General features: G+C 70.3%; 21 protein-coding genes and 5 pseudogenes. 19 read left to right on the forward strand and 7 right to left on the reverse strand.

Going from position 1 to position 26,008, the window contains the following annotated elements; translation table 11 throughout:
* Positions 1-71: 71 nt before the first annotated feature.
* Positions 72-350, reverse strand: coding sequence for a hypothetical protein (locus tag CP969_RS01565; RefSeq protein WP_144055280.1), 279 nt, complete (start codon positions 348-350; stop codon positions 72-74).
* A gap of 484 nt (positions 351-834) precedes the next feature.
* Here CP969_RS01565 and CP969_RS01570 point away from each other — a divergent pair.
* From CP969_RS01570 to CP969_RS01580, 3 genes and pseudogenes are all read left to right on the forward strand, one after another.
* Positions 835-1,553 (forward strand): annotated as a pseudogene (locus CP969_RS01570) (IS6 family transposase); the annotation flags it as partial.
* Positions 1,554-2,508: 955 nt separating this feature from the next.
* A complete protein-coding gene (locus tag CP969_RS01575) occupies positions 2,509-3,408 on the forward strand; it encodes a S1 family peptidase (RefSeq protein ID WP_016828234.1) in 900 nt (299 codons plus the stop codon).
* A 196-nt stretch (positions 3,409-3,604) separates the two neighbouring features.
* Positions 3,605-3,871: pseudogene (locus CP969_RS01580) on the forward strand (ATP cone domain-containing protein); the annotation flags it as partial.
* On the opposite strand, the gene CP969_RS01585 reads toward CP969_RS01580, so the two are convergent.
* Positions 3,869-4,960, reverse strand: a complete 1,092-nt coding sequence (locus tag CP969_RS01585) for an IS630 family transposase (protein WP_026085541.1) — start codon at positions 4,958-4,960, stop codon at positions 3,869-3,871. The pseudogene CP969_RS01580 and the gene CP969_RS01585 sit on opposite strands and share 3 nt — an antisense overlap.
* A 112-nt stretch (positions 4,961-5,072) precedes the next feature.
* On the opposite strand from CP969_RS01585, the gene CP969_RS01590 reads away from it, so the two are divergent.
* Together CP969_RS01590 and CP969_RS01595 are read left to right on the forward strand one after the other, a co-directional pair.
* On the forward strand, positions 5,073-5,588 hold the full coding sequence (locus tag CP969_RS01590) for a winged helix-turn-helix domain-containing protein (RefSeq protein ID WP_106431107.1): 516 nt from the start codon (positions 5,073-5,075) through the stop codon (positions 5,586-5,588).
* Positions 5,585-6,160, forward strand: a complete 576-nt coding sequence (locus CP969_RS01595) for a transposase (protein ID WP_016828229.1) — start codon at positions 5,585-5,587, stop codon at positions 6,158-6,160. The genes CP969_RS01590 and CP969_RS01595 overlap by 4 nt, the downstream gene beginning before the upstream one ends.
* A gap of 26 nt (positions 6,161-6,186) precedes the next feature.
* Here the strand turns inward: CP969_RS01595 and CP969_RS34395 are convergent, their stop codons facing one another.
* A complete protein-coding gene (locus tag CP969_RS34395) occupies positions 6,187-6,738 on the reverse strand; it encodes a transposase (protein WP_106431106.1) in 552 nt (183 codons plus the stop codon).
* Positions 6,739-7,059: 321 nt separating this feature from the next.
* On the opposite strand from CP969_RS34395, the pseudogene CP969_RS01605 reads away from it, so the two are divergent.
* The 3 genes and pseudogenes from CP969_RS01605 to CP969_RS01615 form a co-directional block, all read left to right on the forward strand.
* A pseudogene (locus CP969_RS01605) lies at positions 7,060-8,061 on the forward strand (AI-2E family transporter); the annotation flags it as partial.
* 70 nt (positions 8,062-8,131) lie between these two features.
* A complete protein-coding gene (locus CP969_RS01610) occupies positions 8,132-8,809 on the forward strand; it encodes an HdeD family acid-resistance protein (protein WP_004993456.1) in 678 nt (225 codons plus the stop codon).
* 231 nt (positions 8,810-9,040) lie between these two features.
* Positions 9,041-9,946, forward strand: a complete 906-nt coding sequence (locus CP969_RS01615; protein ID WP_252991190.1) for a diacylglycerol/lipid kinase family protein — start codon at positions 9,041-9,043, stop codon at positions 9,944-9,946.
* Between the two features lie 81 nt (positions 9,947-10,027).
* Here CP969_RS01615 and CP969_RS33525 read toward each other — a convergent pair whose 3' ends face one another.
* Complete coding sequence (locus CP969_RS33525) at positions 10,028-10,333, reverse strand: Mu transposase domain-containing protein (protein WP_016828221.1); 306 nt, start codon at positions 10,331-10,333, stop codon at positions 10,028-10,030.
* 9 nt (positions 10,334-10,342) lie between these two features.
* Positions 10,343-10,693 carry a transposase gene (locus CP969_RS33530; protein WP_016828219.1) on the reverse strand — a complete coding sequence of 117 codons (351 nt, stop codon included), beginning with the start codon at positions 10,691-10,693 and terminating at the stop codon, positions 10,343-10,345.
* Between CP969_RS33530 and CP969_RS01625 the strand changes: the two are divergent.
* The 8 genes and pseudogenes from CP969_RS01625 to CP969_RS01655 form a co-directional block, all read left to right on the forward strand.
* A pseudogene (locus CP969_RS01625) lies at positions 10,680-10,874 on the forward strand (integrase core domain-containing protein); the annotation flags it as partial. The gene CP969_RS33530 and the pseudogene CP969_RS01625 overlap by 14 nt on opposite strands.
* Before the next feature lie 322 nt (positions 10,875-11,196).
* Positions 11,197-11,328, forward strand: coding sequence for a LytR C-terminal domain-containing protein (locus CP969_RS34730; RefSeq protein WP_223887144.1), 132 nt, complete (start codon positions 11,197-11,199; stop codon positions 11,326-11,328).
* Positions 11,325-11,552 (forward strand): hypothetical protein, encoded by a 228-nt coding sequence (locus CP969_RS33540; protein WP_004993449.1) that lies wholly within the window; start codon positions 11,325-11,327, stop codon positions 11,550-11,552. Before CP969_RS34730 ends, CP969_RS33540 begins: the two co-directional genes overlap by 4 nt.
* A gap of 68 nt (positions 11,553-11,620) precedes the next feature.
* Positions 11,621-12,196 carry a TerD family protein gene (locus CP969_RS01635; RefSeq protein WP_004993447.1) on the forward strand — a complete coding sequence of 192 codons (576 nt, stop codon included), beginning with the start codon at positions 11,621-11,623 and terminating at the stop codon, positions 12,194-12,196.
* 137 nt (positions 12,197-12,333) lie between these two features.
* Complete coding sequence (locus CP969_RS01640) at positions 12,334-12,957, forward strand: hypothetical protein (protein ID WP_016828213.1); 624 nt, start codon at positions 12,334-12,336, stop codon at positions 12,955-12,957.
* A 259-nt stretch (positions 12,958-13,216) separates the two neighbouring features.
* Complete coding sequence (locus CP969_RS01645) at positions 13,217-13,798, forward strand: TerD family protein (protein WP_016828212.1); 582 nt, start codon at positions 13,217-13,219, stop codon at positions 13,796-13,798.
* A gap of 38 nt (positions 13,799-13,836) precedes the next feature.
* Complete coding sequence (gene tatA / locus CP969_RS01650; protein ID WP_016828210.1) at positions 13,837-14,106, forward strand: Sec-independent protein translocase subunit TatA; 270 nt, start codon at positions 13,837-13,839, stop codon at positions 14,104-14,106.
* Positions 14,107-14,204: 98 nt separating this feature from the next.
* A complete protein-coding gene (locus CP969_RS01655) occupies positions 14,205-14,471 on the forward strand; it encodes a GlsB/YeaQ/YmgE family stress response membrane protein (protein ID WP_004993442.1) in 267 nt (88 codons plus the stop codon).
* 184 nt (positions 14,472-14,655) lie between these two features.
* Here CP969_RS01655 and CP969_RS01660 read toward each other — a convergent pair.
* Together CP969_RS01660 and CP969_RS01665 are read right to left on the reverse strand one after the other, a co-directional pair.
* Positions 14,656-15,375: pseudogene (locus CP969_RS01660) on the reverse strand (IS6 family transposase); the annotation flags it as partial.
* A gap of 208 nt (positions 15,376-15,583) precedes the next feature.
* Entirely contained in the window at positions 15,584-16,477 is an 894-nt protein-coding gene (locus tag CP969_RS01665) for a class I SAM-dependent methyltransferase (RefSeq protein ID WP_223887020.1), read from the reverse strand.
* 238 nt (positions 16,478-16,715) lie between these two features.
* On the opposite strand from CP969_RS01665, the gene CP969_RS01670 reads away from it, so the two are divergent.
* From CP969_RS01670 to CP969_RS01680, 3 genes are all read left to right on the forward strand, one after another.
* Positions 16,716-17,837 (forward strand): SDR family oxidoreductase, encoded by a 1,122-nt coding sequence (locus CP969_RS01670; RefSeq protein WP_026085538.1) that lies wholly within the window; start codon positions 16,716-16,718, stop codon positions 17,835-17,837.
* A 255-nt stretch (positions 17,838-18,092) separates the two neighbouring features.
* Positions 18,093-19,718 (forward strand): PfaD family polyunsaturated fatty acid/polyketide biosynthesis protein, encoded by a 1,626-nt coding sequence (locus tag CP969_RS01675; RefSeq protein WP_016828205.1) that lies wholly within the window; start codon positions 18,093-18,095, stop codon positions 19,716-19,718.
* A 23-nt stretch (positions 19,719-19,741) separates the two neighbouring features.
* Positions 19,742-26,005 (forward strand): type I polyketide synthase, encoded by a 6,264-nt coding sequence (locus CP969_RS01680; RefSeq protein WP_026085537.1) that lies wholly within the window; start codon positions 19,742-19,744, stop codon positions 26,003-26,005.
* Positions 26,006-26,008: the final 3 nt, after the last annotated feature.

Genomic DNA, 26,008 nt, shown 5'->3' on the forward strand with positions numbered 1-26,008 from the left:
GATGAACTCCTGAACTGAACGGGAACACCTGCCCCGGCCGCTCCGGCCGGGTGCGGAGGAAGACGGGACGCTCAGGGCAGCAGGCCGTCGAGCGGAGTGATCACGTCGGCGAAGTCGACGAGGTCGAAGCTCTTGCTGTGGTGCTTGACGATCTGTTGATCGACATGCTGGTCCGTGACACACGACTGCCCCTTACCGCTCGCCGTGAGCGGCCCCGAACCGCACGTCATCGGTGGATCAGCCAGATTGTCGTTGCTATCCGCGTGAGCCGTCCCGCCCACCCCCGCCGCCATCAGACCGCAGCAGAGCGCCAACACAACGCGCCTGCGCACACTTGCTGTTTGTGCCATCTCCGTCACTTTCACCGGTCAGTCACAGCTTGCACCCGGATACAACGGGGTGCACCGATCTGAGGACACTGCCCCGTGAGAAGCGGTTTTCCCGGCAATCCGTTCGGGTGCCCTGGGACACCCGCAGGCCGGGTCCCGTGCTCACTGGACTTTCCCAGTGCCACCAGCTCCGCGACGCTCCGGCGTCCGTCCGCAAGCCGACGGCTCGTCAACATGGGCATGCGCCGTGCCACCACCGGCTTGGCCAAGGCCTTCTGGCGCTGGAGGAGGGCTTCGATCGCCGCCAGGTGCTCCTGTTCGGCGGCCTGCCGCGCCTTGCGTTGTCGCTGCTGGACGGCCAGCAGGCGTTCAACGATCTGGTACTTGCTGTTGTGCGCCTGGAGTTGCTCCTCTTCCGGCTCGGAGTACCGCCGGGGGCACTGTCACGTTGGGGAACTCCCGTAGGGTGCTCTTCAGGTCGATCGCTCCGAGAAGGGGTCTGCTCGTGGGGGACGCGTCGCCGTCGTACCAGGGGCACCGGTACCCGGTCGAGATCATTTCCCACTGCGTGTGGCGGTATCACCGCTTCCCGCTGTCGTTCCGGGAAGTCGAGGAGCCGATGCTCGAGCGCGAAGTGCTCGTCTCCCACGAGACCGTCCGCCGCCGGTGCGCGAAGTCCGGCCAGATCCATGCGCATGAGCTGCGCCGCCGCCGACCGCGGCCGGGGGACACGCGGCATCTCGACGAGGTCTTCATCACGGTCAACGGCGAGCGGCACTACCCGTGGCGGGCCGCCGGCCGGCACGGGAACGTGCTGGACATCCTCGTCCAGCCCCAGCGCGACACCCGCGCCGCCGTGCGGTTCTTCCGCCGGCTCCCGATGGGCCCGGAGGACGTGCCACGGGTGCTCGTCACCGACAAGCCGCGCTCCTACCGAGCGGCCCACCGCCAGGTCACGCCGGGAGCAGAGCACCGCACCTCGAAGTACCCGAACAACCGGGCAGAGAACAGCCACCGGCCCACCCGGCAACGCGAACGCGCGATGAAGGGCTTTTGCTCCGTCGGCGGAGCGGAAGCGGTTCCTGGCCGCGTCCCGCGGCGTCTCACCGCACTTCCGGCCCCCGCCGCCACCGGATGACCGCCCCCGGCTACCGCGCCGGGATGACCGTCCGCTTCGCCGTCTGGGACCAGGCCACCGGCGCCGCCGGCCGGCCCACCACGGCCCGAGCACCGGCCCGGAACCCGACCCCTCCCCATGCCCCGACGCGCCGTCAGAGACCCAGGCACCCAACAACGTGACAGCGCCACAGCACCGTCTCCGCTGCTCCCTCGCTCCCGCCCCGCCCGCGGTGAGCAGTGCGCTGTGCCCGTGGTGCGGCTGCTCGGTCCGGCGTGCGGAGTGTGTCTGGCAGGGGACGCCGCGGGTGTTCGCCCGAGACCAGAGGGGGCCCGGTGGCTGGAGAGGCTGGGCGCCGAACGGCGTTGTGAAAGCGCTCTCGACCGACGGTGTCGAACCGGCCACCGGTCTTGGGCGCCGCAAGGGGCAATCCGCCCATACGGGTTCGGCCTCAGGAAAGCCGCCGGGAGCATTCCCGCCGTAACGCGCGCGGGATGGCGCGGCCTTCCTCCCGTGCCGGCGCCGACGACGGACGGGGACGCGGCATGGACCCGGTCTCCCTCGTCACATCACACGACATACCGGAATACTCCACTTGACCTTTACGAATCGGCCATGATTTCCGGCGGTCCGGCGCGGCCGCACCGCCCGCCCGGGGCCAGCGGCGACCTGAGCAGCCGCGCCGCCGTGCGGAGCCGGCGGCGCCGGAGAGTCCGGTGCGCCGCGATGAATGGCGCGTTGTCCACCGGTCGCCACACCCCCGGCACCTTGCCGGAATCCGGGGCGACCGACGGGCCATCACCCAATGGTCCGTCAGTTTCCCGTCGTCTCAACCTGCGGACGGGATCCCGCAAGAGCCCCTTCCTTGCCAACCGGCTTGCGCGCCCGGGGGCTCTCGCCGAAGCGTCCGAAAGCCGCGCTTGTTGACAGGGGCATATCACGGCGAAGGTTCAACCACCGATGCGGCACCTCCAGGACGCCCGCACTGTCCGCAGGACTGCCGCAGACGTGAACCGAGGGCCCGGACATCCAACGGACCCACGACCCCACACCGGAGGACAAGTGAAGGTAAAGACGTTCCTGTCGTCGGGCGCCTCCCGAAGAGCCCGTGCCGCCACCGTCGTCGCCGCCCTGGCGACCGTGTCCGCGCTCGTGACCCCCACCGCCATGGCGTCGGCGTCCGCGGACGCGAAGCCCACCGCGGCCCAGCTCGCCCGGGTCGGCGACGCGGTGCTCACCGCCGACGTCGGCGGCACGGCCTGGTACACCGACAAGGCGTCGGGCAAGGTCGTCGTCACCGCCGACAGCACGGTCTCGGCGGCAGAGATCAACAAGATCAGGAAGGCGGCCGGCGCGCAGTCCGGGGCGCTGCAGATCAACCGCACCCCGGGCAAGTTCAGCCGTCTGATCGCTGGCGGGGAGGCCATCACCTCCTCCGGCGTCCGCTGCTCCCTCGGCTTCAACGTCCGCAACTCCGCGGGCACGAACTTCGCGCTCACCGCCGGACACTGCACCAGCGGCCGGTCCAGCTGGAGCATCGGCACTGCGGTGCCGGGCCAGACCGTCTTCCCGACCTACGACCACGGGGTCATCCAGCACTCCAACCCCGCCGCATCCGACGGCCGCGTGTACCTGTACAACGGCACGTACCGCGACATCGTCAACGCCGGCAGCCCGACCGTCGGGACGCGCATCGAGCGCTCCGGCAGCACCACGGGTTACCGCACCGGCAGCGTCACCGGCCTGAACGCCACCGTCAACTACGGCAACGGCCAGCTGGTCTACAACACGATCCAGACCAACGCTTGCGCCGAGCCCGGCGACAGCGGCGGCCCGCTCTTCGCCGGCAACACCGCCTACGGCCTGCTCTCCGGCGGCAGCGGCAATTGCACCACCGGCGGCACCACGTTCTACGAGCCGGTCACCCGGCCGCTGAGCCTGTACGGCCTCAGCGTCTTCTAGCCCCGCAGCAGTACCGCGTCACAGGCAGGCCCCGGAGGCCGCCGGCCCGCTTGGCCGGGCCGGCGGTCCCCGAAGGCGACGGCGTGCGATTGCCGGGTTCGTGTCAGTGAGGTGGTTGGCAGTGGCTGGCGGCTGCTTCCTGGCGTATTTTCGCAGATGGCGGAGGAGTGAGCGGCTGTCTGCTGCTGACATCAGAATGACACGGACAACGCCTCTCACTGTCACGGAGCGGTATATCCCATGGTGGCTCACTGACACGAGGTCGAGATGTCGCAGCACGTCGATCCGCAGGCGACGTCAGTGCCCCGACTGCTCCCGTCGCTTCACCACAATGGAGACCTACTCCCTCATGGTGATCAAGCGAAGCGGGGTTGCAGAGCCCTTCAACCGCACCAAGGTCATCAGCAGCGTCCGGAAAGCGTGCCAAGGTCGCCCAGTCACCGAGGACACGATGGCCCAGCTAGTGACCTGAGTCGGAGATTCGTCGGCAGTAGGCGGCTACTTTGTCGAGGATCTCGTCGGCCGTCTTCGTCCAGACGAACGGCCTGGGATGCTCGTTCCAGTCGGCAAGCCAGGACCGGATGTCGCGCTCGAGGGCCTGGACGGAGCGGTGGACACCGCGCCTGAGCTTCTTCTGCGTCAGCTCGGCAAACCACCGCTCCACCAGGTTCAGCCAGGACGCACTCGTCGGTGTGAAGTGCAAGTGGAAACGCGGGTGCGCCGGCAGCCACTTCTTGATGGCAGGCGTCTTGTGGGTGACGTAGTTGTCCAGGATGAGATGCACCTCGAGCTCGGCGGGCACCTCCTGGTCCAGCTTGGCCAGGAACTTCTTGAACTCCACGGCCCGGTGCCTGCGGTGCAGGGAGCCGATCACCTTCCCCGTGGCGACCTCCAGGGCCGCGAACAGGGTGGTGGTGCCGGCCCGGACGTAGTCGTGACTGCGACGCTCGGGAACCCCGGGCACCATCGGCAACACCGGCTGGGACCGGTCCAGGGCCTGGATCTGCGACTTCTCGTCCACACACAGCACCAGGGCCTTCTCCGGCGGATCCAGATACAACCCCACGACGTCACGGACCTTGTCGATGAACAACGGGTCCGTGGACAGCAGAGACGTCTGCGTCCGGTGCGGGGCCAGGGCGAACGCCCGCCAGATCCGCGAGATCGCCGACGGGGACATGCCCGTGGCCGCCGCCATCGACCTCGTCGACCAGTGAGTCGCGTTCTTCGGCTTCTCCTCCAGCGTCTTGACGATGACCCGCTCGACGTCCGCGTCGGTGATCTTCCGCGGGACACCGGGCCGCGGCTCGTCGGACAAGCCGTCCAGACCCCGTTCGAGGAAGCGCCGCCGCCAGGTGCGGACCGTGTCCGGGGCGACCCGCAGCCGCCGCGACACCTCCATGATCGAGTGCCCCTCGGCACACTCCAGCACGATCCGTGAGCGCTGGGCCAGCGCCTGGGCCGTCGAACGACGCCGCACCCAGCCCTCCAGCGCGGCCCGCTGGGCATCGGTCACCGACAACGGCGGAATCTTCGGACCCGGACGACTCATGCCCAACCAACGACGAATCTCCGACTCAGGTCACTAGTAGGGATATTTCCTACTACTGAGTTTTTCGTTAGTTCTGTGGTGGTTGGGGCTTCGGCAGTGTGAGCATGATGGTGTGTCTTCCAAACCGCAGGATGCTGTTGCTGATGTCTCCGTTCTGCCGCTGACGCGGCCGCAGTTGGCCGAGGCCCGTCGCATGCGCGCGGCCGAGTTGTTCGAGCAGAGACGTCCTTCGTCCGAGGTTGCCCGGGCAGTGGGGATGCACCCCGAGAGCGTGCGCCGGTGGAAACGCCTGTGGGAGCAGGGCGGGACTCAGGCATTGCGGCGGCGCCCGGCCACCGGTCGGCCGCCCAAGCTGGACGACGCCCAGGTTGAGCAGGTACGGACTGCGCTGGAGCAGGGCGCCCGGGCGCACGGGTTCGAGGCGGATCTGTGGACGCTGGAACGGGTCGGCGTGGTGGTTGAGCGGGTGACCGGGGTGACGTTGGCCCGGGCCTCGGTATGGCGCCTGCTGACCGGGCGGCTGGGGTGGAGTCTGCAGCGGCCCCGGCGTCAGGCCGTCGAACGGGACGAGTCCGAGATCGCCCGATGGGTTGCCCACGAGTGGCCGCGCATCAAAAAGGGGCGGTGAAGAAACGTGCCTGGATCGTGTTCCTCGACGAATCGGGCGTATCGCTGCTGCCCGAGGTGCGTCGCACCTACGCACCCCGCGGCCGCACTCCGCTCTTGCGGCACCGGCTGAACTGGAAACGAGCCTCGATGGCCGCCGCGCTGGGCTACCACGCCGCCGACGGTGGACGCGGCCCGCGGCTGTGCTTCCACCTCAAGCCGGGCAGCTACGACACCACTTCCCTGATCGAGGTGCTGGAACAGATCAAGACCTTCTACGCCGGTGAGCCGGTGGTGCTGGTATGGGACGGACTGTCCGCCCACTGGAGCCGGGGCATGCGGGCCTGGGCGGCCGAGCAGGGCTGGCTGACGCTGGAGCGGCTGCCGGCCTACGCACCCGAACTCAACCCGGTCGAACTGCTGTGGTCGGCCATCAGGACCCGCGAGCTGGCCAACCTCGCCGGCGACCACCTCGCCGATGTCGCCGACGCCGCCGAACGCGGCATCCACCGAGTCTGCTCCAGCGAGCAACTCCCGTGGTCCTTCCTCACCCACACCGGCCTGACCATTCATCCCCAATCACCACAGAACTAACGAAAAACTCAGTAGTGATTTTTTCGTTAGTTCGGTGGGGTTGGCGGGTGGATGGTGAGTCCGGTGTGAGCGAGGAAGGACCATGGCAGCTGCCGGTTCTGGTTGATGCGGTGGATGCCGTGCTCGGCGACGTCGGCGAGATGGTCGCTGGCGAGGTTGGCAAGTTCACGCTTCTTGAGCGAGGACCACAGCAGTTCCACCGGGTTGAGCTCGGGTGCGTAGGCGGGTAATCGCTCCAGGGTGAGCCAGTCCTGTTCGGCGGCCCAGGACCGCATCGCCCAGCTCCGGTGGGCGGACAGTCCGTCCCAGACCAGCACCACCCGCTCGCCGCGGTAGAAGACCTTGAGCTGTTCCTGGGCCTCGATGAGAGCGGTGGTGTCATAGCTGCCGGGCTTGAGAGGGAAGCGCAGACGCGGCCCGCGGTCCGGATCGGCGGCGTGGTAGCGAGGGCCGCGGCCATCGAGGCACGCTTCCGGTCCAGCCGGTGCCGCAGGAAAGGTGTGCGGCCGCGGGGTGCATAGGTGCGGCGGATCTGAGGCAGCAGCGACACTCCTGATGCGTCGAGGAACACGATCCAGGCACGTGTGTTCACCGCCCCTTGTCGATGCGCGGCCACTCGTGAGCTATCCATCGGGCGATCTCGGACTCGTCTCGCTCCATCGCGCGACGCTCTCGGCACTGACCCCCAACATCCGAGCAAACTCGACATTCGAACGTCCCTGATCGAACAACTCAGCCGCCCGCACACGCCGCGCCTCGGTCAACTGCGGTCGTGTCAAAGGGGGAACGACAGGCCCGGAGACAACAGGCGAAGGCTTGAAAGACACGACATCAGACTCCCGCCAACGAGCCCGCCACACCCACAGAACTAACGAAAAGATCAGTACTGGGCGTTCCGCAAGCTCACCGGTCTGCTGGTCGGCATTCTGATCGCGCTTTTCCTGGTGCTGGGGATCGAGCCGCCGGTCGGCCGCTTGGTCGCCCGGAGGATGCGCCGGGGCCTGGCCGCCCTTCTGATGTGCCTCGCCATGGTCCTCGGGGCGACGGGTTTCTTCGTGCTGTTCGGGTCGCTCCTGGCGGGCCAGATCAGCGACATCATCGAAGACTTTCCAGGGTACTTGGACTCCTTCATCGGCTGGATCAACCGGACGTTCCACACGGAGCTGTCGCGGGCCGACATCCAGGGCCGGCTTTTGCGCTTCGACTGGCTGCGGACGTACGTACAGAAGAGCGCGGGCGGGGTGTTCGATTTCTCTGCTTCCGTGTTGGGCGGCCTGGTCCGGCTACTGACGATCTTCCTGTTCGCGTTCTACTTCGCCGTGGACGGCCCCGGCTGCGCCGCGCGCTGTGCTCGCTGCTGCCACCGGCCAAGCAGACGGAGGTGCTCCGGGCCTGGGAGATCGCGGTCGACAAGACGAGCGGATACCTCTACTCCCGGGGGCTGAGGGCCCTGATCTCCGCGGTCGCCCGCTTCATCATGCTGGCACTGCTTGGATGTGCCGTACGCCCTGGCGCTCGCCGTGTGGGTGGGGGTGGTGTCGCAGTTCGTCCCGGTCATCGGCACCTATCTGGCCGCGGCCATGCCCGTGCTGGCCGCGTTCGCCGGCGACCTCTGGTACGCGGTGGTGGTGCTGGTCTTCGTCGTGGTCTATCAGCAGTTCGAGAACTACCTGATCCAGCCGAAACTCACGTCCAAAACCGTGGACATCCATCCGGTGGTGGCCTTCGGCTCCGTGATCGCGGGCACCGCGCTGCTCGGTGTAGTCGGCACGTTGATCGCCATTCCGGCGGTGGCCACGTTGCAGACGTTTTTCGGTGCGTACGCTGCGGGCGCGGCTGCGTGGACTGCTGCGCCGCCGCGGTCGGTCCTGAGCGGGCTTGCGAAGACCTCCGCCAGGTGAAACAGGGCCGGGGTTGGGTGACGATGGAGGTGTACGGCCCGACCGTGCTGTTCCAGGAGGAGGCAGCGGCATGACTTATCCCTCCGATTCCTCGGGCACCGGCCCTCCGCGCGGCACCGATCCACAGGACGCCCCCTTGACCGAGGGCCTGGGCGCCTTGGCGAACATGGGCTGGCAGATCCTGTTCACCACGGGCCTGGCCACGATCGCCCTGGGCGTCGTGGTCTTCGCCTGGCCGGGGGAGACGCTGCGGGTCGTCGGCGTTCTCTTCGGCATCTACCTGCTGGCTACCGGCGTCTTCCAGCTGGCCGCCGCCTTCGGCACGCACGTTCCCCGGCATCTTCGGGTGCTGCACTTCCTCACGGGTGCACTCTCCGTCCTGCTGGGGCTGATCTGCTTCCGGGGCACCCTGCAGTCGATCTTTCTGCTCGCCCTGTGGATCGGCTTCAGCTGGCTGCTGCGCGGCATCATGGTGACGGCTGCGGCGGCCTCCGCCGAGGGCATGCCGGCACGCGGCTGGCAGCTGTTCTACGGGATCATCAGCACTCTGGCGGGCATCGTGCTGATCGTCTCGCCGTTCACCTCGATCGCCGCACTCACTCTGGCGGTCGGCGTCATGGCCCTGGTCCTGGGGGTGGTCGAGGTGTTCCAGGCCATCAGGATGCGCGTCGAAGTCGGTCGCCTCGCTCCGGGCGGCACTGCCGCCGAGCGGCGGCCCCTGTTCCACCGACCGCACCCCCAGCACTGATCGCGGCGGAGACTCCGAGGCCCCGCTTGGGCGGCGCCCCTGGACCTGGGCGTGTGCGGCGCGCAGCGTCTGTCCGGTTGCCGCAGCGCACGGATGCGCCGCCAACCCGCCTACGGGGGGCCGCCGCCACACTGTTGTTTCCTACGTTGACCGGGCGGCCGAAGGCTGGCCTGAGCAGCGAAAGGGGGTGCGGTGATGGCCGGTGCTCGGACGCGTGCCCGGGTGGTGATCGTGACGAATCCACGCTCGGGCGGCGGCAAGACAGCCCGTTACGGCCTGGTACAGCGGGCCGAGGAGATGGGAGCGCAGGTCTGGACGACCAGTGCGGAAGGGGACGCGGCGTCGCTTGCGAGGAAAGCCGTCGAGGAGGGTGCGCAGGTGCTGGGGGCTGCGGGCGGCGACGGCACCGTGTCGGCGGTCGCTGCGGTGGCCGCCGACACGGACCGGTCGCTGGTCGTGGTCCCGGCGGGCACCCGCAACCACTTCGCCCGGGACCTGGGCCTCGATCTGCGCGATCCGGGGTGGGCGCTTAACGCCCTGGTCGACGGTGAGCCCGCGCAGGTGGACCTGGGGATGCTCGGCCCGCGTGTCTTCGTCAACAACGTCTCTTTCGGTATGTACGCCGACGCCCTGCTGGAGCCCGGGTACCGGGAGGACAAACCGCGCGCGTTCACCGCGGTGGCGCCCGACTATGTCAAGGGCAAGCAATGGGTCGCGGCCCGCGTGGACACACCGTGGGGGACCGTGGAGTTCCCGCAGGTGGTGCTGATCTCCAACAACCCGTACCACCTGGCCACACCGCGCTGGCTGGGGCGTCGCTTCTCGCTCACCACGGGACAGCTGGGCGCCATCGTCCTCAAGCGCCCGACTCAGGCGCCCCCGGACCTCCTGCGGCACCTGCGCGGCGAACTGCGACAGCACAGGCACGGTGCCGGCCCGGCGGGTGAAGGGATTGTCGTCTGGTCGGCTCCCGGCATCACGCTGCACGGTGACGTCCGGCACCTGGACGCGGGCATCGACGGCGAAGCGGTACGGCTTCCTCTCCCCGTAGTGTGCGAAACCCGGCCGGGTGCCCTGCGTGTGCTGCTGCCGAAGGACCGGCCGGGGATCCCGCCCGAGCGCGCGGTGCGCCGTTGAACGGAAGCTTCCAGCAGGCATCCCTGAGGCTCAGCCTCACCCGTGCGGTACGAACCCGGGCGAAGCCGACGGGCACGTCCTTCAAGGCGGTTTGATCACCGACGACACAGCTGGCATGCCCCGGTCGATCACATTGATGACGACCGGGGCGATCCGATACACAAAGGGGCGCACAGAGCCCTTGGCGATCAACCGCTCGTGCCGGGCCACTTCCACATTCTGGTCGTAGACCACCAGGTGAGAAGCGTGCAAGACGGCCCGTACTCGCTTGCCGATCCGCCGGATCGGCACCGAGTAGCGGTTGGTGCGGACCGGGATCTGGTCGTAGCGGTCGACCCGCGGGGTGAACAGCCGGACCGTCTCGAACGGCTCCTCGGGCAGCGGCATCAGCAGCGGCTATTCGAGTGCGAAGCACTCGGCGACGGTCTTGGAGCGGGCACCGATGCGGCGGGCGTCGTCCTGCCGATCCCACTGCTCGACCATCTCGTTCAGCTCGGCGAGCGAGGAGACCTCGGGGACGAGAACGAAGTAGTTGCGGCGGAAGTAACCGATCATCCCTTCGACGCCGCTCTTCTCATGGGCGCCCTCGATGCCGTAGTGCGACTTGAAGGCGATCCACCGGCCTGCCTCCGCCCTGGCCCGGCTCACCCCGAGTACCCGGGCGACGGCGGCCTTGAGGTTGTCATAGCGGACCTTGCTCCGCGGGACACCGCCCAGCGTCCGCAGCGCGCGCAACGCGACGTTCAAACGCGAGACGCTTCAGGGACGCAAGACCTGGTCCAGCGAACACGAAGCCCGCCTCGACGCGTTCCGCTGGCTCAACCGCTACAACACCCGACGCCGTCATTCCCGCCTCGGACAACGCAGTCCCATCGCCTACAAAACAGCACTCGACACAACAGCAACTACTCTGGCCCAAGCTGCATAGCCCGTGTCCAAGATTCCGGGTCAAGGCCCAAACTGACCAACCCCGGCGACCTGTACTCCTTCCTGGACTCGGCGACCAAGTCGCTGACCACCGACGAGGACCTCGCCGGGATGAAACCGCTGTCCAGCCTCGAGGGCATACCCGAGGACCGGCTCACCTTCCTGATCGTCCCTACTACCCGCGCGAACTGGACGTCCTCACAGACAAGGCCAACATCTCCTGGCAGTACCCCCAGGCACAGGCCCTCTTCAGGGCCCTCGCCAAGGGCCAGGAGGTCGACAAGGATGAACTGACCGCCGCCGAGCCGGTCCCGGCCCGCACCATCACCGTCCGGGTCCTCAACGCCACCGGCACGCCCGGCCGGGCCGCCATCGCCGCCAAGGAGCTGCGCGCGGCCGGCTACACGGTCACCGGCACCGACAACGCGCCCACGCCGGCGAAGGAGACCACGTGACCTACCCGTCCGGCCTCAAAGAGCAGGCGAAGGCGCTGACCGCCCGGCTCAGGACCCCCGCCACCCCCAGGTGGGACCCGCAGGCCACGCCGGGCGCGGTGACCCTGACCGTCGGCTCCGGTTACCCCGGACTGCGCGGCGGACTGCCCGGCACCACCGCGCTCCGGATCCGACTGCGGCATGGACGGCCCTGGCAACCCTCGGTAACTTCTACAGTGCTGTAGATTTCGAGTTCAGTCACTCAGCGGCCGGGTCCCTACGCCCGGCCCTCGGACACGGAAAGGGATGCGACATGGGTGTGAGCCTCTCCAAGGGTGGCAATGTCTCGCTGAGCAAGGAGGCACCGGGCCTGACCGCGGTCCTGGTCGGCCTCGGCTGGGACGTCCGCACGACCACGGGCACCGACTACGACCTCGACGCCTCCGCGCTGCTGGTCAACGAGTCCGGCAAGGTGCTTTCCGACCAGCACTTCGTCTTCTTCAACAACCTGACCAGCCCCGACGGCTCGGTAGAGCACACCGGCGACAACCTCACCGGCGAAGGAGAGGGTGACGACGAGGTCATCAAGGTCAACCTGACCACCGTCCCCGCCGACGTCGCCCGGATCGTCTTCCCCGTCTCCATCCACGATGCCGAAAACCGCGGCCACAGCTTTGGCCAGGTCCGCAACGCCTTCATCCGCGTCGTCAACCAGGCGGGCGGCGCCGAGCTGGCCCGCTACGACCTGTCCGAGGACGCGGCCACCGAGACCGCCATGGTCTTCGGCGAGCTGTACCGCAACGGCGCGGAGTGGAAGTTCCGCGCGGTCGGCCAGGGCTATGCCTCCGGCCTGGCGGGCATCGCCGCTGACTTCGGCGTCAACGTCTGACCCACCACACGTCTGCGGGCGGGCCGGCCCGTAAGTCCGCCCCGCCCGCGACGAGCACGCCCGCTGCCACATGCCCGCCAGCGGACCGTGCCGCCAAGACGCCGGCACCGGCCCGCACCACACGACCGGGGACCTTCATGAACGAGCCTGGCCGCCTCGGAGCCGTCGACAGAGCAGACTTCGAACACACGCTGCACGCCGCGCTCAGCGCCCCTGACATTCGCGAGGCCCTGCAACAGCCGACCGCACAGGTCACCGCCGAGCAGCTGCGCGCCCGGGCGCTGACCGCGGCCGACACCATCACCGCCGAAGCCGCCACCGAGTACGCTGCCCTGCTGCGGCTGCGGACCGCAGCTGCCCCGGCCCGCGCCGGCCGACCCTGGCGGCCCGCGCCCGCGACCGCCGGGAACGGACTGTTGGCGGCACTGGCCGTACTCACTCCAGTCCTGTCCACCGCGGCGGCGGCCGTATTCCTTCTTCTTGGCTACGGACTCCAGCTGGCCGGCGCCCAGCAGCCCTTGGCCATCGCGCTGATCCGGGCCGGCTGGGTCGCCGGGGCCGTGGTGGTGCTCGCCGCCGCAGCAGCGGGCACCGCACTCGTGATCACCGCAGCCCGGCATCGCGCCACGGCCCGCCACCCGCAGCCGGATACCGCCTCCCTCGCCCAGGCCCACGCGGCGTGGCGCCAGGCCCTGCTGGAGCGCGGACTGCTCCCGTTCCTGCGCCGCCAGCTGCACCAGCCGCCCACCCCCGCGCCGTAGCCCCGCCCCGCCTCCCGCACAGCGCAACACGAGCCCCGGCTACGGCAGCCCGGACTTCACCGGCCCCTCTCCCTTCCCGGGACTGACACCGCTCCCACGGGCGAGCACACAGGCCGAACGGGTGCCGCCGTGCCATGCCGTACCCGCCGGGCGGGGGGCGCCCCCACCCGTCACTTCTACAGTGCTGTAGATTCAGGTGGGCTGCCTCATGCACCGCCGGGGCAGCGCACTTCGGCCCCCGAGCGCCAGGAGGAAACCGGTGGGAGTCACGCTGACCAAGGGCCAGCAGATCAGCCTGGAGAAGAGCGGCGGGCAACCGCTCAGCGTCGTACGGATGGGACTGGGATGGCAGGCGGCACCCCGTAAGGGCTTCCTCGCCAAGCTGACCGCCCGCGAGATCGACCTCGACGCCTCCGCAGTGCTCTTCGCCGGCAACGAGCCGGTCGACGTCGTCTTCTTCCAGCGCTTGATCAGCGACGACGGCTCGGTCCGCCACACCGGCGACAACCTCGTCGGCAGCGCCGGGCAGGGCGGCGACGACGAATCGATCCTCGTCGACCTGCTGCGCCTGCCCGCCCACGTCGACCAGATCGTCTTCACGGTCAACTCCTTCACCGGGCAGACCTTCGCCGAGGTGCAGAACGCCTTCTGTCGCCTCATCGACGAGAACACCGGCCAGGAACTGGCCCGCTACACCCTTTCCGGCGGCGGCTCCTACACCGCCCAGATCATGGCCAAGGTCCACCGCTCCAGCGGTGGATGGCACATGTCCGCCATCGGGGAACCGGCCAACGGCCGCACCTTCCAGGACCTGATGCCCGCCATCGCCAGCCACCTCTAGTCGCCCTACCGCCCGCCATCGGGGAGAAGACGAACACCATGTTTGGCGTCAGCGAACTCGCCATCATCGTCATCGTCGTCATATTGATCTTCGGCGCCAAGAAGCTCCCCGAACTCGCCCGTTCCATGGGTAAGTCGGCCCGTATCCTCAAGAGCGAGGCCAAAGCGATGAAGTCCGACCAGACGCCGCCGGCCACAGCGGAGGCAGCCCCGCACGAGTCCACAGCTCCGCGCATCATCCGGGCCGCACCCGGTGACACCGCAGGTCGTCCCGCAGATCAGCCGGGCAACGACACACCGCGAACCTGACCATCCCGCAACCCCACCCGCCCCGGGCACGTCTCTCCCCGTACAGACCCGCCGGGCCGCCATCGTCCGCCACCCAAATCAGAAAGCAGCGTCACATCATGGGCATCATCAGCTGGATCGTCCTCGGACTCCTGGCCGGAGCCATCGCCAAGATCCTCCTGCCCGGACGCGACCCGGGCGGCCTCATCGGCACCACCCTCATCGGCATCGCCGGCGCCTTCACCGGCGGCTGGCTCTCCGCCAAGCTCCTCGACCGGCCCATACAGAACCAGTTCTTCGACCTCGCCACCTGGGGCGCCGCCATCGGCGGCTCTCTGGTCCTGCTGATCGCCTACCGCCTCCTCTTCGGCAATTCCCGCGACTGACGCCCGGCCGGGGGTCTCCTGGCTGGCGAGCCGTCCGGCTCCTTGGCGTACGCACGGCAGCGAGGTCTTCCCAGTGAGCTTCCATGAGGTCATGGGCCTGGGGATGGCGCTGTCACGTTGTTGGGTTTGCAGGTGCCTGCCAGTGTGTCGGACATGGTGGGCCCGCGGTCCGGGCCGGTGCTCGGGCCGTGGTGGGCCGGCCGGCGGCGCCGGTGGCCTGGTCCCAGACGGCGAAGCGGACGGTCATCTCGGCGCGGTAGCCGGGGGCGGTCATCCGGTGGCGGCGGGGGCCGGAAGTGCGGTGAGACGCCGCGGGACGCGGCCAGGAACCGCTTCCGCTCCGCCGACGGAGCAAAAGCCCTTCATCGCGCGTTCGCGTTGCCGGGTGGGCCGGTGGCTGTTCTCTGCCCGGTTGTTCGGGTACTTCGAGGTGCGGTGCTCTGCTCCCGGCGTGACCTGGCGGTGGGCCGCTCGGTAGGAGCGCGGCTTGTCGGTGACGAGCACCCGTGGCACGTCCTCCGGGCCCATCGGGAGCCGGCGGAAGAACCGCACGGCGGCGCGGGTGTCGCGCTGGGGCTGGACGAGGATGTCCAGCACGTTCCCGTGCCGGCCGGCGGCCCGCCACGGGTAGTGCCGCTCGCCGTTGACCGTGATGAAGACCTCGTCGAGATGCCGCGTGTCCCCCGGCCCGGGGTCGGCGGCGGCGCAGCTCATGCGCATGGATCTGGCCGGACTTCGCGCACCGGCGGCGGACGGTCTCGTGGGAGACGAGCACTTCGCGCTCGAGCATCGGCTCCTCGACTTCCCGGAACGACAGCGGGAAGCGGTGATACCGCCACACGCAGTGGGAAATGATCTCGACCGGGTACCGGTGCCCCTGGTACGACGGCGACGCGGCACCCACGAGCAGACCCCTTCTCGGAGCGATCGACCTGAAGAGCACCCTACGGGAGTTCCCCAACGTGACAGTGCCTCAGCGCAGGGGCCCACCGACCGCCGCGCGAAGCAGTCCCTCGGTGCCGCGCACCGGGCAGCTCGCTCCGCCGGAAGCGGGCTTATCGAGCACGTCCAGGGCCAGTAGCAACGGCGGCTGAGTCGGCCGGAGGTGGTGATCAGGCTGGTTTGTCGAGCACCAGGGCGACGTAGCCCGTGCAGCGTCCTACGGAGCAGTGGGCGTCGACACTGGCGAGGGTGTGCCGCCAGTCCTGTTCGCTGAACTCGCGCAAGTCGGGCCAGCGCAGGCACAGCAGTTCCCGGCCGGCCTGGTTCGTTGCCATGCGTGTCAGGAGAGCGCCGAGACGGGAGAAGCCTTCGATCACCGGACGGGTCCAGTCGACGGTGCGCCGTATGACGAACCCCGTCTCCTCCGCGTGCCTCAGGTAACGCCTCAGGGGCTCGAACTCGCCGAACTGCCACGCCTCGCGTACGAGGCCCAGTGGATCGAGCTGCCGGATCATCGACGGATCGTCCGTGTTCCAGACGAAGTCGACCAGGACGAACCTTCCGCCGGGGCGCAGTACCCGGAAGGCTTCGGCTAACAGAGCGCGGCGGTCGGCAGGAGAGAGGTGGAAGGCCGCCTCCAGGCAGAGCACCCGGTCGAACGAGCCGTTCGTGGCACGGATGCCCTCTGCCTGCGGCAGGGCGGTGACATCGGCCACGGCGAAGGTGGCGCGGACGGCGTCGCCGTACCGGGCGCGAGCCTGTGCGATCTGGTCGGCGGTGATGTCGACCCCCACGGCGTCACAGCCCGCGGCAGCCAGCCGGGCGGTGGTGTGGCCGCGTCCGCAGCAGGCGTCCAGCACCCGGTGTCCCGGACTGGCTTGCAGGAGTGCCAGGCTCCTGGTCTCGAGCCGTCGTTGAAACCAAGCCAGCCCACCGACGATCCCGGGGAGGGTCGGAAGGGTGTGGTAACCGAGGTTGACCAGCGCGCCCCAGCCCAGGTGCCGGCACAACCGGAACAGTGGATTGGCATCGCCGTAGGACGCTGCAAGGCGGTCCTGGCCCATTGAGTTCCTTCCTGTGTGTTCCAGGCGGCTCGCAATACCCAGGAACGCAGGGGCAAGCAGGCGTGCCGGACCGTACCCACGCACGGTACAGAACAGGTGCTTACCGGCGAAAGCGGCGGTGTGCCAGCGGTTCTGCCTGAATATCAGCACAACGAGTGGTGCCGTTCCCGTGGCCTCGTCCCACCGCTTTCCGCGTGAGAACGTGGGCCAGCATCAGGGGCGAGAGCGGGGGGGTACGGTGCGGGTGGCGTTGACCGGTGCCACGGGTTTCCTTGGCCTTCGACTTCTGCACGAGCTGTTGCGCCGTCACCCGTCGGTCACAGTGCTCGCGCGCGGGGAGCCCGACCGCGTACGGGAGCGGATCACCCGAGGCCTCGACCGGTTCGCCCCCGGCCTCACCGGCCTCGCCGACCGCGTCCAGGTGGTGTCCGCCCGGATCACCGAACCTGGCCTCGCCCTGCCGAAGAGTGACTACCAGGAACTGGCGGACTCGCTGGACGCGATCTGGCACTGCGCCGGGAACACCACACTCGACGGTGACCTGGCCACGCTGCGCGAGGTGAACGTGGAAGGCACCCGGTACGTCCTCGACCTGGCCGGGGCCGGACGCCGTACCCCCATGGTGTTCCACGTCTCCACGGCGTTCGTGGCCGGGGCGCGTCGGACCGGAGTGGTGTACGAGGACGAACTGACCGATGCCTACGGCTTCGAAGGCACCTACGAACGGTCCAAGTTCGAGGCGGAACAGTTGGTGCACGCGTGGGCGAGGGCCACCGGCCGGCCGGTGGTGATCTTCCGGCCAAGCGTCCTGACCACCGGTCTGCCGCCCCACCCGGATCTCCCGGAACACCCGTTGCTGAACATCACGCGGAACCTGTCCGGCATCGCACGGAGCCAGCTCGGCCCCGGCCGGACACCGGACGTGCTCCTCCCCCGGACCAACCGCTTCCGGATCCTGGGGCGGCCGGACGGACAACTCAACCTGATGCCGGTGGAATTCGCCGCCGCCGTGATGGCCCGGCTCGCCGACCTGCCTCCCCCCGACGGGGTGGAGACCTACCACGTCGTACACGGCCAGGAGACACCGGTCGTCGTGTTCGGCAGACTGCTGGAGCAACTCTCCGGGGTCCGTATCGCAGTTGTGCTGGAGCTCCCCGACCCCTCGCCGTACGAGTCGGTCCTTTCACTGGTCAGGGGGGTGTTCTGCTATCTGCGGCACCACCGTCGGTACGACGACTCCCGGGTGAGGGCCAGACTCGGACCGGCGGGCGTCCCGGAACACATCAGCCTGGAGTACCTGCTGTCCGGGCTCCCACCCCGAACGGAGGCTGCCCCGGTTGACCTGGCACCGCATCGCTGAACTGCTGTGGCCCGCTTCGAGACGGCGGGTCGACTCTTGGGGCCGTTCCCCGGCCGTCCCCGTGTCGCGTCCCCGGGCGTGTTCCTCCGTGCCCGGCAGTGCGGCCACCCGGGAGGGGGACTCGGCGAGCCCGCCCGCTGTCGGTCGTGCCGCCGCGGACGGTCGCCACAGGGCAGTCGGCCCAACTGGGAACGGGTACGGGCCGGCTGGAGGACCTACGCCCACACCGACGCCGCGTCCGAGAGGAGCCGACCGGTGAACACCACTCTGTCCGAGGCGTCCGGACGCGCCGCCAGCGTGCCCCAGGTCTGCTGGCTGCCCGGCTCGGAGCCGGCCGTGTTCGACCCGGCCGGGGTCTCCGCCTACGCAGCCCGGATCCGTGAGCCTTTGTACGTGGTAGGCGGCGGATCCGGGTACGGGTTGGCCGTGGGCGGGACGCTCGGGCCCGGCGGGGGCCACCCGCTCGTCGGACTGGCCCCACCGGTGTACCCGGAGTGGCTTGGCGACCGAGGCTTCGCCGAGGCACACGGAACACGGTTTCCCTACGTGGCCGGGGAGATGGCCAACGGGATCGCCACCACCCAGATGGTGATGGAGCTGGCCGGAGCCCGGCTCATGGGCTTCTTCGGCGCCGCCGGACTCGCCCCCGACCGGGTGGAACAGGCGGTGACGGAGCTGACCGCGGCGTTGGGCGACGCGCCCAACTGGGGCGTCAACCTGATCCACTCACCCGGCGAGCCCCGACTGGAGTCGCAGGTCGCCGACCTCCTGCTGCGTCACCGTGTACGCCGGATCTCGGCCTCCGCGTTCATGGACCTGACGCCCGCCGTCGTCCGCTGCGCGGCGGCCGGACTGCGGCGGGACGCCGACGGCCGGGTGGTCAGGGACACCTGTCTGTTCGCCAAGGTGTCCCGTCGTGAGGTGGCCGAGAAGTTCATGTCGCCTGCGCCGGAGGCGCTGTTGGACGCGCTGGTCCGGGACGGGGCTCTCACCGCTGAGCAGGGCCGGCTGGCCCGCCTGGTCCCGGTCGCCGAGGACGTGACCGTCGAGGCCGACAGTGGCGGTCACACCGACAGCCGTCCGCTGTCCGTGATCCTGCCCGAGCTGCTGGCGCTCCGGGACACCCTGGTGGCCAGGTACGGCTTCCTCCGCCCGATCCGGGTCGGTGCCGCGGGCGGTCTGGGCACCCCCGGCGCGGTGGCCGGTGCCTTCGCACTCGGCGCGGCCTACGTGATGACCGGATCGGTCAATCAACTGGCAGCAGAGTCCGGGGTGTCCGCGGACGCACGGGAGCTGCTGGCCGGAGCCGGCATCACCGACGTGGCCATGGCCCCGGCCGCGGACATGTTCGAGCAAGGCATTCAGGTCCAGGTGTTGACGAGGGGCACCCTGTTCGCGGCGCGCGCCAAGCGACTGTACGACGTCTACCGGCGTCACCGGTCCCTGGCGGAGATCCCCGCCGACACGCGGCACAGACTGGAGAACGAAGTGTTCGGCGCGGACCTGGACGCGATCTGGGCGGACACCGAACGGTTCTGGCTACGGCGCGACCCCGGACAGCTGGCCAGAGCCGAACGCGACCCCAAGCACCGGATGGCGCTGGTATTCCGGTGGTACGTGGGCAACGCCAGCCGATGGGCGATCGAGGGCCGGCCGGAGCGCCGCACCGACTACCAGTTGTGGGCCGGTCCCTCGCTCGGCGCGTTCAACAACTGGGCCCGGGGCAGCCTGCTTGCCGATCCGTCCCGGCGCACCGTCACGCAGATCGCCTTGAATTTGCTGGAGGGCGCCGCCGTGATCACTCGCGCGCACCAGCTGCGTACCTTCGGGCTTTCCATACCGGACTCCGCCCTGACGTTCCGTCCCCGCAAACTCGCCTGACCCCTGCAGGAGTGTCCGCGCAGATGAGAGCAGAACGTGCCCAGGTTCCCGTCGCGGTGGTCGGTCTCGCCGCGTTCACCCCAGGCTCCCGAGACGTGGCAGGGTTCTGGCGGAACGTCCTCGCCGGCCGGGATCTCATGTCCGACGTACCGGTGGAGCGTTGGTCACCGGCCGACCACTACGACCCTGACCCGTTCGCTCCGGACAAGACCTACGTGCGGAGGGGCGCGTTCCTGCCTGACTTCGAGTTCGATCCGTTGGCGTACGGAATCCCGCCGAGCGACCTTGCGGCCACCGACACCGCCCAGCTGCTGGCCATGATGGCCGCGGGTGACCTGCTGGCCGACTGCGGCCTCGGGCAGATGACCGCACAACAACGGGAACGAGTCGGGGTGGTGCTGGGCACAAGCGGCCTGGCCATGGGGTTCGAGGTGTCAGCACGGCTCTCCCGGCCGGTGTGGAGAAGGGAACTCCTCGCCTCCGGTCTCGACCCGGCCGCGGCCGACGAGATCTGCGACCGGATCAGTGCCAACTTCCCGGCCTGGACCGAGGCGACCTTCCCCGGTCTGCTCGGCAACGTGGTGTCCGGCAGGATCGCCAACCGGTACGACCTGCACGGCGTCAACCACGTGACCGACGCCGCGTGTGCCTCGTCGCTGGCCGCGCTCTCCACCGGACTGGGTGAGCTCGCCCTCGGCAGTTGCGACCTGGTGATCTGCGGCGGCGTGGACGTGCTGAACGACATCACCATGTACGTGTGCTTCTCGAAGACTCCGGCGCTCTCTCCGACGGAGGACTGCCGGCCGTTCGCGGCCGACGCCGACGGCACCATGCTCGGCGAGGCCGTGGTCATGTTCGCGCTGAAGCGGCTGGCCGACGCCGAACGCGACGGGGACCGGATCTACGCGGTGATCCGGGGCCTCGGCGCAGCGTCGGACGGCCGGAGCAAGGCCATCTACGCGCCGCTGGCCGCCGGCCAGGAACGGGCGCTGCGCCGGGCGTACGACGTGGCCGGGTACGGCCCGGAGAGCGTGGAACTCGTCGAGGCGCACGGCACCGGGACCAAGGCCGGTGACGCCGCCGAGTTCGCCGCGCTGAGGGAGGTGTTCCAGGCTGAAGGACGCCCTGACCGGCAGTGGTGCGCCTTGGGCTCGGCCAAGTCCCAGTTCGGGCACACCAAGTCCTCCGCCGGCGCCGTCGGAATGCTGAAGGCCGTACTCGCCCTGCACCACCGGGTGTTGCCTCCGACCATCAAGGTGGGGCGGCCCAACCCCGAACTTGAGCTCACCGATTCCCCTTTCTACCTGAACACCGCCACCCGGCCCTGGATCAGCGGCGCCGGTCGGTCGCGCCGCGCCGGCGTGTCGAGCTTCGGTTTCGGAGGCACCAACTTCCACGTCACGCTGGAGGAATACGTTCCCGCCAGGGGCGGCCGACGAGCCTGGCACCTCCCGGCGGCCCCCGGCGAACTCGTCCTGTTCAGCGCCTCCTCCCCCGGCGCACTGGCCGAACTGATCCGCCGGCCCCGGCCCGACCGGCCGTTGGCGGCGATCGCGCGGGAGTGTCAGGCGGCGTTCAGGACCGAACACCGGGCGAGGCTGGCCGTGGTGGCCGACGACGTCACCGATCTGGCGGGGCGGCTGGACGCGCTGGCGGTTCGGGTGGAGGCCGGGGTGCCGTTCTCCGCGCCCCGGGCGCACTTCGCCACCGGTGATCCCGCCCCCGGCCGGGTCGCTTTCCTTTTCCCCGGCCAGGGCGCGCAGTACGTGGGCATGGGCGCCGAACTCGCCGTTCACCACAGGGCGGCCCGGGATGCCTGGGACGCGGTCGCGGCAGTCCTCCCGGTGCACCGGGAGGTGTTCCCGCCCCCCGTGTTCAGCGAGGAGGACCGTGCCTCGCTGGAGGCGGCACTGACCGCCACCGAGGTCGCTCAGCCGGCGCTGGCCGCGCACAGCCTGGCCCTGCTGGCCGTGCTGTCGGATCTGAAGCTGACGCCTGACTGCGTGGCAGGGCACAGCTTCGGTGAACTGGTCGCCCTGCACGCGGCGGGCTCCTTCGACGCCCCCACCCTGGTCCGGCTGGCCCGGCGGCGGGGGGAGCTGATGCGGGACGCGGCCACCACCGCCGGGGGGATGCTCGCGGTGAACGCGCCGCTGGAGCGCATCGAGGAGCTGACGGAGCAGGTGGACGGGGTGTGGGTCGCCAACCACAACGCGCCCCGGCAGGTCGTCCTGGCCGGCACGGACCGGGCATTGACTGCCGTGGAGGCCCGGTGCGCCGCGACCGGCGTGGTCACCCGCCGGCTGAACGCCGCCGCCGCGTTCCACAGTCCCCTGGTCGCTGACGCCACCGAGCCGTTCACCCGTTTCCTTGCCGACCTCACGGTCCACCGGCCGGCACGGACGGTGTACGCGGGAGCCGATGCGGCCCCGTACCGGCGCGAACCGGCGGCGGTGCGGCGCGGCATCGCCGTCCAACTGGCCGCGCCGGCGCGGTTCGGCGACATGGTGGAGGCGATGTACGAGGACGGGGTGCGCACCTTCGTCGAGGTCGGGCCCGGCACCACCCTGACCGGGCTGACCGGTGAGGTACTCGGTGACCGTGAGCACGCGGCGATCAGCCTCGACCGGCGCGGAAGCCACGGGTTGGCCGCGTTCTACGACGGGCTGGGGCGGGCCGCGGTGCGCGGGGTCGCCATGGACCTGTCCGCGCTGTGGGAGGGGCACAAGCCCGTGCCCGAGCCGGATCGTGAGGAGAAACCACGGATGACGGTCCTGATCAACGGCGGCAACCACCGCGATGACCATCGTGGCGGACGTGCCACTCCCGCAGCTCCGGGACCGGTGGCGTCACCCGACGGGGCGCCGGGGCGGCCGGGGCCGGTGGTGCCGCCCGCGGCGGTGTCGGAGGCGACACCACCGGCCCCGGGCCCCGGCACCGCGCGGCCCGCCCCGGGCCCGATGCCGGCGGCGCAATTGTCGGTCCGGCCGGTGGCCTGGTCGGCGCCGGTGTCCTCTGCCGGCCCGTCCCCGAAACCGGCCCCGGGTCTCGCCGAGCCGGCCGGGCCCGGCACACAGGCACCGCTGATCCCCGGCCAGGTGGCCACGGACAGGCTCGGAGACATCCGGCCGGGCACGCCAGCTCCCGTGGCCACCCCGAGCGTCCGGTCCACCGGCTCGGCCCACCCCGCTCCGCCGACGGAATGGTTGCGGCTCCTGGCCGAGGCCCAGCGGCAGAGCGCGGAGGCGCATGCCACGTACCAACGGGTGACCGCTGAGAACCACCAGCTCTACCTGCGGACGGCGCATGCCTCGATGGAGGCCCTGCTCGGCGCCGCCGGTGTCCGTCTCCCCGCCGTCGGCGTGGACGACCCGCAGCCATGGCCCGTCGCAGAGGTCGCGGTGGGTGCCACCGGCGCGCAGGTCGTGCCCTCCGGTCAACCGGTCCACGCCCCCGTGCCGTCAGGTACGGTCCCCGGCTCTGGCCAGCCCTTCCGTTCCGGTTCGGGCGGCGATAGGGGTGAGGCGACATCGGCTGTGCCGGCGCCACCCCCGCAGGCCACCGCCGTGCCGTCGCCCGTGGAGGCCCCGGCGCCCGGGCTGGTGCTGCTCGGGCCGCAACCGGACGCGTTGCGGCCGGACGGGCTGCCGCTGGACGGGCTGCCGCTGGACGCCGAGTCGATCGGCGCGCTGCTGCTGGAGGTGGTCGCCGAGCGCACCGGCTACCCGGCGGACATCATCAACCTCGACATGGAACTCGAGGCCGACCTGGGCATCGACTCCATCAAGAAGGTCGAAGTGCTCTCCCGGGTCCGCCAACGTGTGGGTGAACTGCCCGCAGCCGACCTGTCCGAGCTGGCGTCCTTGCGCACGCTGCGGGAGATCTCGGTCAAGGTCGCCCAGCTGGCGCGACAGATCGATGACGCCGGCGACCAGGCGTCCGCCGGTCCGTCGCCGGTGTCCCCAGTGTCCCTGAAGCCTCCCGGGACCTCCGCCCCCGGATCCCCCGAGGACGTGGACTCCGAGCCCGCCGCCGGTCCGGAAGCCACCGATGCCCCCGCCGCCGAAGTCCCCACCGCCACCAACCGTCCGGAGCCGGTCCGTCTGGCGATACGCGCCCTGCCGCTGGCGCCGGCCGGGCTGGCCCTGGCCGGTCTGCGCGACCGGGAGCTCCTCGTGCTCGACGACTCCACCCGGGTGGGTCATCTGCTGGTCGAGGAACTCGCGGCCCACGGTGTGCCGGCCCGGCTCGTCACCGGTCTTCCGGCCGAGGCACGGTCGGTGATCCTGCTGGACAAGGGCGACGACCCGCCGGCCGCCTTCGCGGCGGTCCGGGGGCTGGCCGACCGGCTCAGCTCGGCCGGCGGCCTCCTGGTCACCGTGCAGGACACCGGGGGCGACTTCGGGCTGAGCGGAAACGGCGGCCGGCCGGTCCATGGTGGTCTGGACGCACTGGCCAGGACCGCCGCCCGGGAGTGGCCCCTGGCCACGGTGAAGGCCATCGACTGCGCACGCACCGGGCGCAGTGACAAGCAGGTCGCTGCCGCGATCGCCGCCGAGCTCACCGCGGGCGGGCCGTCGATCACGGTCGGTCTCCCCGCCGACGGAAGCCGGACGGTTCCGCTGGCGTGCCCCGTCGCACCCGGCCCCGTCGAACCCCGGGCCGATGCCGACTCGGTGATCGTGGTCACCGGCGGCGCACGCGGCGTCACTGCGTCGGCGATCCGCGAACTCGCGGCCGCCCACCGGCCCAGACTGGTGCTCCTCGGCCGTACCGCACTGGCCGAGGAGCCCGCGGGGCTGGCCGGAGCCACCGACGAGGCGGGCCTGATCCGGCTGCTCGCCACCGGCCCCCGCCAGGCCCCACCAGCCGAACTCGCCACCGAGGCACGGCGCATGCTGGCCGTACGTGAGGTCCGGCAGACCCTGCGGGCCCTGGAGAATGCGGGCTCGCCGACGCGCTACCTGTCCGTGGACACCCGGGACGAGGTGGTCCTGCGCGACGCCCTGGCCGAGGTACGCCGAGACTGGGGCCCGATCACCGGGGTGGTGCACGGCGCCGGGGTGATCGCCGACCGGTTGATCGGTGCCAAGACCGACGAGCAGTTCGCCCTGGTGTACTCCACCAAGGTGGACGGGCTGCGCGCCCTGCTGGCCGCCACCGCCGACGACCCGCTCTCCCTGCTCGTGGCGTTCACCTCGGCCTCCGGAGTGTTCGGCAGCCCGGGGCAGGCCGACTACGCGATGGCCAACACCGCCGTCGACCACCTGCTCTCCGCGTACGCCGCCGCCCATCCCGGTTGCCTGACACGCTCTTTGGCCTGGGGTCCTTGGGACGGCGGCATGGTCACCCGGACGATCGCGGAACGGTTCCGCGCCGCCGGGGTCGAGCTGATCGAACCGGCTGCCGGAGCGCGCGCGTTCGTCGCCGAACTCGCCGACCCCGGCGGGCCCACCCGGGTGCTGCGCGCCGCCGGGGACGTGGCTCCCGACGTCCTTGCCGGGCAGGGACCGGTCGCCGAACTGACCCTCGCCCGGCCGCAGTACGCGCTGCTGGACGACCACCGGATCGACGGGGCACCGGTGGTTCCGGTCGCCGTCCTGGTGCACTGGTTCACCGGGCTGGCCCGGTCCTGGCGGCCGGACACCGGCCCGTTGGTCCTCCACGACCTGCGGGTACTCCGCAGGATCGAACTGCAGGAACCGGGCGAGAGGCTCGTGCTGCGCGGCCGGACGAGGACGGACGAGTCCGCACGGCGCGGCGGTCTCACCGTCGAACTGGGCGCCGTGGGGGCCAAGTACGCCGGCGCGGTGGTCGCCGACGGCCCGCCGCCGGACCCGCACCGCTGGCGGACGCCGGAAGGCCTCGAAGAGGTCCTCGAACCGTACGACGGACCGGCGCTCTTCCACGGCCCGGTGTTCCAGGTCCTGGACCAGGTCCGGCTCGGCGCCGACGGGGGTGTGGCCGCGCTCCGCCCCCGGGACGTCGAGCCCTGGCTGGCCGTGCCCTGGACGGTGGACGTCGCCGCGCTCGACGGCGCCCTCCAACTCGCCGTCGGCTGGACGTTGCGGGCCGGTGTCGGGGCGGCGCTGCCGATGTCAATCCGGGAGTGCCGGATCCACCGGGCGGGGACCGACTGGGGAGCCGCGCGCGTCGTCGTCTCGGCACGACGGACCGACGGGATGTCCGCCGAATGCGACGCGGCCGTACTGTCCGAGGACGGCACCGTGCTGGCCGAGCTGCTCAGGGTGGAGCTGATCCGCCGACCCGACCTGACCGAGGGCTGACGC

The sequence above is a fragment of the Streptomyces viridosporus T7A genome, assembly GCF_008704515.1.
Classification (GTDB): Bacteria; Actinomycetota; Actinomycetes; order Streptomycetales; family Streptomycetaceae; genus Streptomyces; species Streptomyces viridosporus.